General features: G+C 56.5%; 6 protein-coding genes and 1 pseudogene. 3 read left to right on the top strand and 4 right to left on the bottom strand.

Annotated features, from left to right (window positions below; translation table 11 throughout):
• Window positions 1-238 precede the first annotated feature (238 nt).
• Window positions 239-703, top strand: a complete 465-nt coding sequence (locus CFB82_RS42895; RefSeq protein ID WP_143751065.1) for a hypothetical protein — start codon at window positions 239-241, stop codon at window positions 701-703.
• A gap of 359 nt (window positions 704-1,062) precedes the next feature.
• On the opposite strand, the gene CFB82_RS40585 is transcribed toward CFB82_RS42895, so the two are convergent.
• Entirely contained in the window at window positions 1,063-1,848 is a 786-nt protein-coding gene (locus CFB82_RS40585; protein WP_089487837.1) for an AraC family transcriptional regulator, read from the bottom strand.
• A gap of 88 nt (window positions 1,849-1,936) precedes the next feature.
• Here CFB82_RS40585 and CFB82_RS40590 point away from each other — a divergent pair, with 88 nt between their 5' ends.
• Both CFB82_RS40590 and CFB82_RS40595 read left to right on the top strand, forming a co-directional pair.
• Window positions 1,937-3,157: a multidrug effflux MFS transporter gene (locus CFB82_RS40590; RefSeq protein ID WP_143751066.1), complete on the top strand. Its 1,221-nt coding sequence runs from the start codon at window positions 1,937-1,939 to the stop codon at window positions 3,155-3,157.
• A 193-nt stretch (window positions 3,158-3,350) separates the two neighbouring features.
• A pseudogene (locus tag CFB82_RS40595) lies at window positions 3,351-3,527 on the top strand (IS30 family transposase); the annotation flags it as partial.
• A 1,197-nt stretch (window positions 3,528-4,724) separates the two neighbouring features.
• Here the strand turns inward: CFB82_RS40595 and CFB82_RS40600 are convergent.
• The 3 genes from CFB82_RS40600 to CFB82_RS40610 all read right to left on the bottom strand — a co-directional run bounded on the left by CFB82_RS40600 (window position 4,725) and on the right by CFB82_RS40610 (window position 7,538).
• The gene (locus tag CFB82_RS40600) at window positions 4,725-5,609 is read right to left on the bottom strand and encodes a hypothetical protein (protein ID WP_089487840.1); all 885 of its coding nucleotides are present in this window, start codon (window positions 5,607-5,609) and stop codon (window positions 4,725-4,727) included.
• 414 nt (window positions 5,610-6,023) lie between these two features.
• On the bottom strand, window positions 6,024-7,043 hold the full coding sequence (locus tag CFB82_RS40605; protein ID WP_089487841.1) for a D-cysteine desulfhydrase family protein: 1,020 nt from the start codon (window positions 7,041-7,043) through the stop codon (window positions 6,024-6,026).
• An 84-nt stretch (window positions 7,044-7,127) separates the two neighbouring features.
• Window positions 7,128-7,538 (bottom strand): RidA family protein, encoded by a 411-nt coding sequence (locus tag CFB82_RS40610; RefSeq protein WP_089487842.1) that lies wholly within the window; start codon window positions 7,536-7,538, stop codon window positions 7,128-7,130.
• Between the last annotated feature and the right edge of the window lie 189 nt (window positions 7,539-7,727).

A 7,727-nucleotide genomic window follows, 5' to 3' on the forward strand; every position in this document is an offset into this window, starting at 1 on the left:
ATCTCGCGCCGGAATTCGAGTGGGTGATTCGGGATGCCTTTGCGGCCAATCCTCTTTGGTGCTTCTGTTGTCAAAGTAGTCCCCGCTACTTGAAGTGGTGGGAACTACTCTGGCAATTTCCGGTCACTCCGTCGAGACGGTGCTGGAGACTCGCTTACCGCTAGGGTTGCTTGCGTTGCAAGACTCTCTGCGGCCCCAACCAGATTATCCTCGGCCAGAGCGCCGTACGCTTACAGTGATGCTGATACCTTCGGAAACGCGGCGGTCAGGCTCTGAACAGTCGAACAACACTATCATTATTTCCCAGGCCACCAAGCAATCACGTTTGCGTACGGCGACGATTCCTGGTCCCGCTCAACAACTGCGGGATCGTGAAACGATCTCGGTGTCCCGCAAAAGTGTGAGTAAGCTGGTAGCCCTTGCTGTTGGCAATGCTGGAGTGGGCAAATCTCTGGGCGAAAGTATTGACTGGCAGAATGACCTCCTGAGCATCGACACCCACCGATCAGCGCGTTATGGCAACACGCCCCACCATGCCTCGCGGGAATCTAACAACCACACACAAGAAACAACCGTGCTGCTCAATCGCGAAATATCAAAGGCCATTCGCAGCGACTGCCGAAACAGATATTTCCAGATGGGACTTCTGGCGATCCCGATGCTCGCAGTCGACGCGATGAACAGGTCCGGGTGCCAGTGGTGATGCCACACATCCCGCATTCTCGGAGTGTGTCTCGCCAAGACTAAAGGCTCTCAAAGGGGCGGCACTCTCTGTAGTTTAAACTTGCTTATTTTCCGTTTTCTAAAGCCTCGCCGACTTCTTCGACTTTCGTACCCAGCTCCGCTTGCTTCAGTGCAAATGCGATCTGCTGTTCCGTAAACTTGCTCGTCTTCATGGCATGGCCTTCATGTCAGGTCGGAAACATCATGCCGAATTTCTCGACTTTTGAGCCGGACTATTTTTCGCGTCAGAGTCAATGGGGAGCAGCTCGGTAGGCGCTGTCTAGATCACGGGGACGTGCGCGAGATTCTCGTACCGTCACCGTAACGGCCCCGAACGTGTCAGCCGGGGTGCCTGATACGATTTCGCCTGCCCGGCGGCTCGCCGTAAAGACGGCGATACATCGCGATGAACGCGCTGTCGCTTGCATACCCGACGGCGTGCGCAACCTCGGTAATCGAAGCGCCCTCCGCCAATCGAGTCTGCGCAACGAGCAAGCGACACCGCGTGCGCCATTGCATATAGGTCAACCCTGTTTCGCGTACGAACAGTCGTGCGAGCGTTCGAGCGCTCGCACCGACCCGGTCGGCCCATTCGTCGAGCGTGCGCGGTTCCGACGGATCGTCGACAAGCGCATTCGCTATCGTACCGAGGCGCCGATCACGCGGCATCGGCAAATACAACGGCGAGGCGGCCGCCGCCTCGAGTTCGTCGAGCAGGACGGTTGCCAGCCGTGTCCGGGCATCGGTCAGCGCGCCATCGGCCGGCCACTCTGTGACGCGCACGACAAGCTCGCGCAACAACGGGCTCACCTCGACGATGACGGCCGTCTGCGGCAGATCTCGGTATGCATGCACATCGAAATAGAGGCTGCGATACGCGAAGCGGCCTTGCATGATCGCGCGATGCTGTAGCCCTGCAGGCAACCAGATCGCCTGCAGCGGTGCGAGGTGTCCGATCCGGTCTGCCGTTTGCAGCGTCACCGCGCCTTCAGTCAGATACAGCAGCTGCGTTCGACGATGGGCGTGCCATTCGGAATCGTGTTCCCTGGATTCGTACGCGATGCCGACGATGGGGCACGACGCGGCGTCGGGGTCGATCACACGGTTCGATTCATGATGTGCCATGTCTGGTTTGCGATGTTTTATGTCAGGACAGCGCGATTGTCTTCGCTCATGCATCAGTATGCTACCTCACGTCAATTCGGAGGAAACCATGACGCATCAACAGATCTCGACTCCGGGCGAAACGAGGCTGCCGCCAATCTGCCTTTTGCTGGCACTGGTGGCACTGCCGCAGATTGCCGAAACGGTGCTTGCCCCAAGCCTGCCGAACATTGCCCATGCCTTTAGCCTGAGCGCTGCCCAAACTCAATGGGCAATGAGTATTTTCTTTCTGGGCTTCGCCGTCGGTGTTTTCGTTTGGGGCCGCGTGTCCGACGCCGTCGGACGACGTCCAGCGATACTGGGCGGACTCGCAATCGGGCTGGTCGGCACACTCGTCGCGGCTCGCGCGTCCAGTTTCGAACTCGTTCTCGTGGGCCGTTTCATCCAGGCGGTGGGCCTCGCGACGTGTTCGGTTACCACGCAGACAATACTCCGGGATTGCTTGGACGGCGCAGCGCTGTCTCGCTGTTTCGTGACCATCGGCATGGTGCTCGCGTGGTCGCCCGCAGTGGGCCCACTGGTTGGGCAGAAGTTGTCGGATTGGCATGGCTACCAGGCCGTTCTCTGGCTCATCATTGTCGCCATCGCCATGCTGTGTCTGGCAGCGACGCGCTATCTGCGCGAAACACGCGGCGCTCGCACGCAAGCGATATCCACACACAAACTCGCCTGGCGAATGCTGACGGATTCGCGGTTGATGCGTTCGGCGCTGCTGGTCGCGGGCTTGAACGCGCTGGTGTTTTCGTTTTACGCGGCCGGCCCCTTCCTAGTGGACGATTTGCCGATCCTCGGCTTCGGCTGGATCGGCCTTGCAGTAGCGCTCGCTGGCAGTCTCGGCGCAGCGCTGAACCGCCACCTCGATCGGGGAATCGGCCATGACCGCCGAGTCCGCCTGGGGCTCGCGAGCGTGCTTGCCGGCGTGCTCATGCAGATCGTGCTGGTGCTGACGACGGGGCGGGCCGGACTGCTGTGGGCGCTCGCTGCGCTACCGATCTTCATCGGCTTCGGCCTCGCGATACCCAACATCCTGGCGCCTGCGCTGCGCAGCTACGCCAATTGTCTGGGACGGGCAGGGGCGTTGTTTGGTGTTGCTTATTATGCGCTGCTCGGCGCCATGCTTTCGGTGACTTCGACGGTACCGCTTGACAGCCCGCTGGCACTCACTGGATTTTGGCTCGTGGTTGCCGTCGTGCTGTTTGCGGCTCACGACGAGGCCGGTACGGAAGCCGATCGTCCCGACGCCTCCAGCGAGTTCGAAAGCAGCCGCTGACGTGATGGGACCGAGGACGCCCCATCAAGGCGTCCGGCATCGATTCATGTGTGCGATTCACGGACGCAAGCCGACCGGCGGCCATCAGGTCACGGCAGTAGACCTTAATCCTGCCTCGATTCCACATACAGCAAGAAGTTTGATGACTTTTGACTGTATGGACGAAAGCATGACAGAGAAGGTAGTGCCGAGACGGCAATACTTCCCAAAGGGCACGGATCTGTCCCGGTGGAGCGCTCGAGAGATTCAGGCCGTTGCTAATACGTTGAACACCAGGCCCCGGAAAACGCTTGGCTGGAAGACGCCTACTGAAGCTCTGGACGAGTACCTGAAATCTATTCAAAAATGCAGTGTTGCGACGACCGGTTGAATCCGCCTTTACGAAGAATCCATGGTCTGGGTGAGTGATGGCACGGGACGTTGGAAATCTAGTGGATTTTCGCCGAGCCGATATGGCGGCGGGGCATGAGCGTCGACCGGGCGCTCCTTTTCGCAACAATGCCGTCAGTTTGCACGACATCCGCTGCATGTAGTTCAAGATCGCCGTGTTTGCGGCGAGGTGATTGTACTTGGTAGTCTCGCGTGTCTCGTGCACGACGCTCTCAGCAATTACACCCGCGCCTCCAAACATGACCTTGCCTAAATATAGCCTATTGATTCGCACTTGAGTTAATCGTATTGTTGTTCTGCGATCCAAAGATAAATATCCTCTTCGGTGCGCGGCGAGATTTGCATTTCAATAGATTTCTAGTGTAAATTGTGAAAGGCCAACATCCTGAAAAAATTGGCAGTGGGATTTCCACTGAAATCCCACCCAACATCGATGGCCAAGAAAGGCAATTGCTGCTCCAAATGCAATCGCTTCTCGCGTCGGGGATTGATGTTGCACTTGCCTGCCGCCCAGAATCTCGGATTGAATCTCTTGCGGCAGCGATGAGTATCTCAACTAGAACACCCCCATTCCGAAATAGAGTGGATCCACACACCATTATTGGTTTGTGCAAATTAATTGCCACGACGCGACCCGCCGCACGCATCTGTCATAGCAGTCAACGGCTGCAACATTACATCGTGGGCTGCAAGCGCTCGCCGATTGCAACCGTAGTGAACACCTGACCGCAACGATCGAAGGGCGGCTACCAACAATTTGATAGAAGTGGCGAAATAAGCCTCTTATCACGACCGCACGATTGCCCGCTCACACTCGGGTGTCGCACGACGCGCGACAGGAACTGCCGGCGCCCGGGGGAATTGACACCGGCCTTCGCGACGCCGCGGCCAGTGACAATTTTAATGCGCAACGCGTAACCGACTGAATTCCAAGAGGTTTCGCCCCCCGTCATCGTTGTCGTCCGACGAGTCGATGTCTTTACTTCGCAAATGGTGACGACTTTATTTTTGTCTACGACAGCGCATGCACACGTCGATCGACTACTGCACTCTCGTCGAATATGAAACCCTACGCGCCACGGCATGACAGGCTGTACGTGAAAACGAGGCTGGGTCACCCCATTCCGGACGATCGTCAGCGGATACTCCGGCACCCCCGAATTTCCTGCGCGCCCTTTCATCCGCAAGGCAGGCCGTCCTTTGCACACTGCCACGCCACCGCAGTCAGGAGCCCCAGCACCGCCGCCTCCAACGTGAATTGCCCCATGCTTGCGAGAGCAGTCCAAGCGGGCATTGGCGCGTAAATTGCGTAGACGAACGCCATCAATAGCTGCTTCTTGAGCGCGAGCACAAGCACCGCGAATTGCCACGCGAACGCGCATCGCCGCGCACTCGAATGTCGCCAGGTGAACGCAACGCAAAAGAGGCAGGCAATAGCTGGTTCGACGAAGCTTAGGTAGGCTGGAATCAGGATGTCCAGCCCATACGGCATCTGACATCGGCCACCCGTCGGCGCCAAACTTTCAACGTAGGCGAGGACGATCGAGAGGACGGACGAAAACCGCGACATCAAAACGAAATTCAATAGCAACGCAAGCAACACTGCGGCGACAATCCTCCCGCTGTGTTGCCGGCAGCGGCAGATGGAGGCGCTCATGATTGAGGCAGCGGCGTAGTACGCGATTCCTCGAAGGCTCGTAAATGTCTCGTAGAGCCAGCTCGTCGTCCAAGGCGTCGAGCAGTATCCATTCATGAACCAGCCGCGCAAAGTCTCGTTGAGGCCGGCGAGAATCACGAAAAGTACGGTGATGCGGCAAAGCCGCGAGCGCAATGGGAGCGACAGGCACAGCGACCGATAGAGCCACGACGCCGCGTAGATCATCACCGCGTCGTTGACGACTGCCGGCAGTTTTGAACCCAGAGACGCACCCGGATACGGCGCATGGAACAGTTGCAGCATCACCGCATGCACGCTCAGCGACAATCCGGCCGCAACGCACACTCCAATCACAAGTCGCCCGCGGTGAATCCCCGCGAACAAGGGGGGAATCGGCTTTCTCATATACCAGATTTCCTGGCTCTGTGTGCGCTGAACGACGCACACGATTTGCCGTCGCCAAACGAAAGCCAATTCCAATGATCACGTTGATTGACGCTTCGCCAACATTTGGTCATGACCGAGACTACTACGACAGAAAACTCATGTTTGATATTCATGTATAACTCTGCGACAAGAATAATTGATTACGACATGGTGAGACGACCGGTTCGACGATCCGCCATTTCGAACGGACGATTTCGAACTCCATAATCCGTCGCCACGACATTCGCTCTCTGTTGCAATAGAACCTGTATCTCCGGCTTCATAACGGATTCACTGCTCATCATGCTGCCTCACCGGCAGGCGCGCCCAATTCAATTGCCGCTTGTCTCTGGTGATCGGAGCGGCGGCCAGCCTATGGGCGATGTTGTAAACTTAAAATTCGGCTCGGTACGCGAACAGCCCCGGGAGTCCGCCTGACATCACGAATAGTAACTTCTGACCTGCAATGTACTTTCCCACCCTAACGCTATCTACGAGGCCGGCAAACGCCTTCCCGCTATAAACCGGATCAAGCAAAATTCCTTCTGTTGACGCCATTAGGCGAACAGCCGCCAGCATACTTTTCGTTGGTACACCGTAACCGGGACCCAATTGCGAGTCATCGATTGAAATGGCACTGGCCTCCACTTTCAGCCCATCATCGATTAGGCGCGCAGTCTGATTGGCCTTGTCGACCGTAATCTCAGTTGACTTTATGGCACTTCCGAAAACAGCGAAGCCGATTATTAGAGCAGGGTCTAGCCCAAGCGCTACATATCCGGCGACGAGCCCCGCGTGCATGCCGCCACTCCCGTTAGCGAGCATGATGCGATCAAACATCAATCCAGAGGCGTCGGATTGGGCCACGATCTCCCTCGCACAGTCAGCATATCCTAGGCAGCCGATAGGGCTTGAGCCGCCCAATGGACACACATATACGCGCCGGCCCTGCCTACGCAGCTCATTGGCACGGTCTTCGGCGAATTCGAGCGCGTTTGTCGAGCCCGGTAGATCATGCAGGTGCGCATCAAACAGCGTGTCAAGCAAGATGTTTCCATTATTAGTGTAGTCGTCGTCAAATCGGGGCACGGCCCGCGTCAAGACAAGTTCGCACTTCAGGCCAACGCGCGCTGCTGAAGCCGCAGTAAGACGTGCATGGTTGGACTGTCGAGCACCAACGGTAATAATGGTGTCTGCGCCCGCCGCCAACGCCTCTCCGATAATAAACTCCAGCTTCCTCAACTTGTTGCCACCAGCACCAATCCCGTTGAGATCCTCGCGCTTGACAAAGATGTCTGGGCCGCCGAGGCGAGCACTAAGTCGAGGAAGGGGCTGAATGGGAGTGACCGCTTCCAGTAAAGGACTACGCGGGAACTTCGAAAGATCAAACGGTAACGATTTGGGAGCAGTCATAGGTTAGATTTGGGAATTGGATGGCTTGCTAGACAGGCAGTCTCAGTCGGGAAACGAATATATGAAACAAATTCGCCTCAAAATTCACTTGGCCGGAATAACGGCCATCGCCTCGACCTCTATCAGGAATTCTGGCCGTGCAAGCGCCTTGACACCAATCCAGGAAGATGCCGGTGGATTAATATCTCCAAAAATTTCGACCAGAATTTTGGCAATGAGGTCGGCATCCTCTCCCGTCTTGAAATGTGGGATATAGAAACGCAATATCTGGATATCCTCCTGCGTTCCTCCTGCGGCTTCCACAGCAATGAAAACCTGCTTGAGCGTCTGCCGAAACTGACCTTCAAGTCCCTGCGCGTTCTGATTTCCATCTGCGTCCCAAGCCACCTGACCAGCGACATTCACAATCCGCCCGGGCTCTGAGATAACTACCTGAGAGAAGCCCCAAGGTTTACTGGAAAACAGCGTTGATGGTTGCAAAATTTCTCTCGGCATTACGTATCCCAAGTTAAAAAATCTCTAAATAAGCTCTCAACAGAAAGTAAATCTATAATTTGATCCGAATCCTTGAAGGACCGTATCGACGTCTTCTTCAAGGGTTTGGATGTCACGCGCCTTGAAGGCCAGCCACTCATATTTCATCTTGTGCCACAGTTTCTCGATGCGATTGAGCTCCGGGCTGTA

This window comes from Burkholderia sp. HI2714 (genome assembly GCF_002223085.1).
Lineage (GTDB): Bacteria > Pseudomonadota > Gammaproteobacteria > Burkholderiales > Burkholderiaceae > Burkholderia > Burkholderia lata_D.

What these genes read in the sequence shown, in the direction of transcription:
- CFB82_RS42895 (WP_143751065.1), top strand. Translation starts at nt 239, where the DNA reads ATGCTGATACCTTCGGAAACGCGGCGGTCAGGCTCTGAACAGTCGAAC.
- CFB82_RS40585 (WP_089487837.1), bottom strand. Translation starts at nt 1,848, where the DNA reads ATGGCACATCATGAATCGAACCGTGTGATCGACCCCGACGCCGCGTCG.
- CFB82_RS40590 (WP_143751066.1), top strand. Translation starts at nt 1,937, where the DNA reads ATGACGCATCAACAGATCTCGACTCCGGGCGAAACGAGGCTGCCGCCA.
- CFB82_RS40600 (WP_089487840.1), bottom strand. Translation starts at nt 5,609, where the DNA reads ATGAGAAAGCCGATTCCCCCCTTGTTCGCGGGGATTCACCGCGGGCGA.
- CFB82_RS40605 (WP_089487841.1), bottom strand. Translation starts at nt 7,043, where the DNA reads ATGACTGCTCCCAAATCGTTACCGTTTGATCTTTCGAAGTTCCCGCGT.
- CFB82_RS40610 (WP_089487842.1), bottom strand. Translation starts at nt 7,538, where the DNA reads ATGCCGAGAGAAATTTTGCAACCATCAACGCTGTTTTCCAGTAAACCT.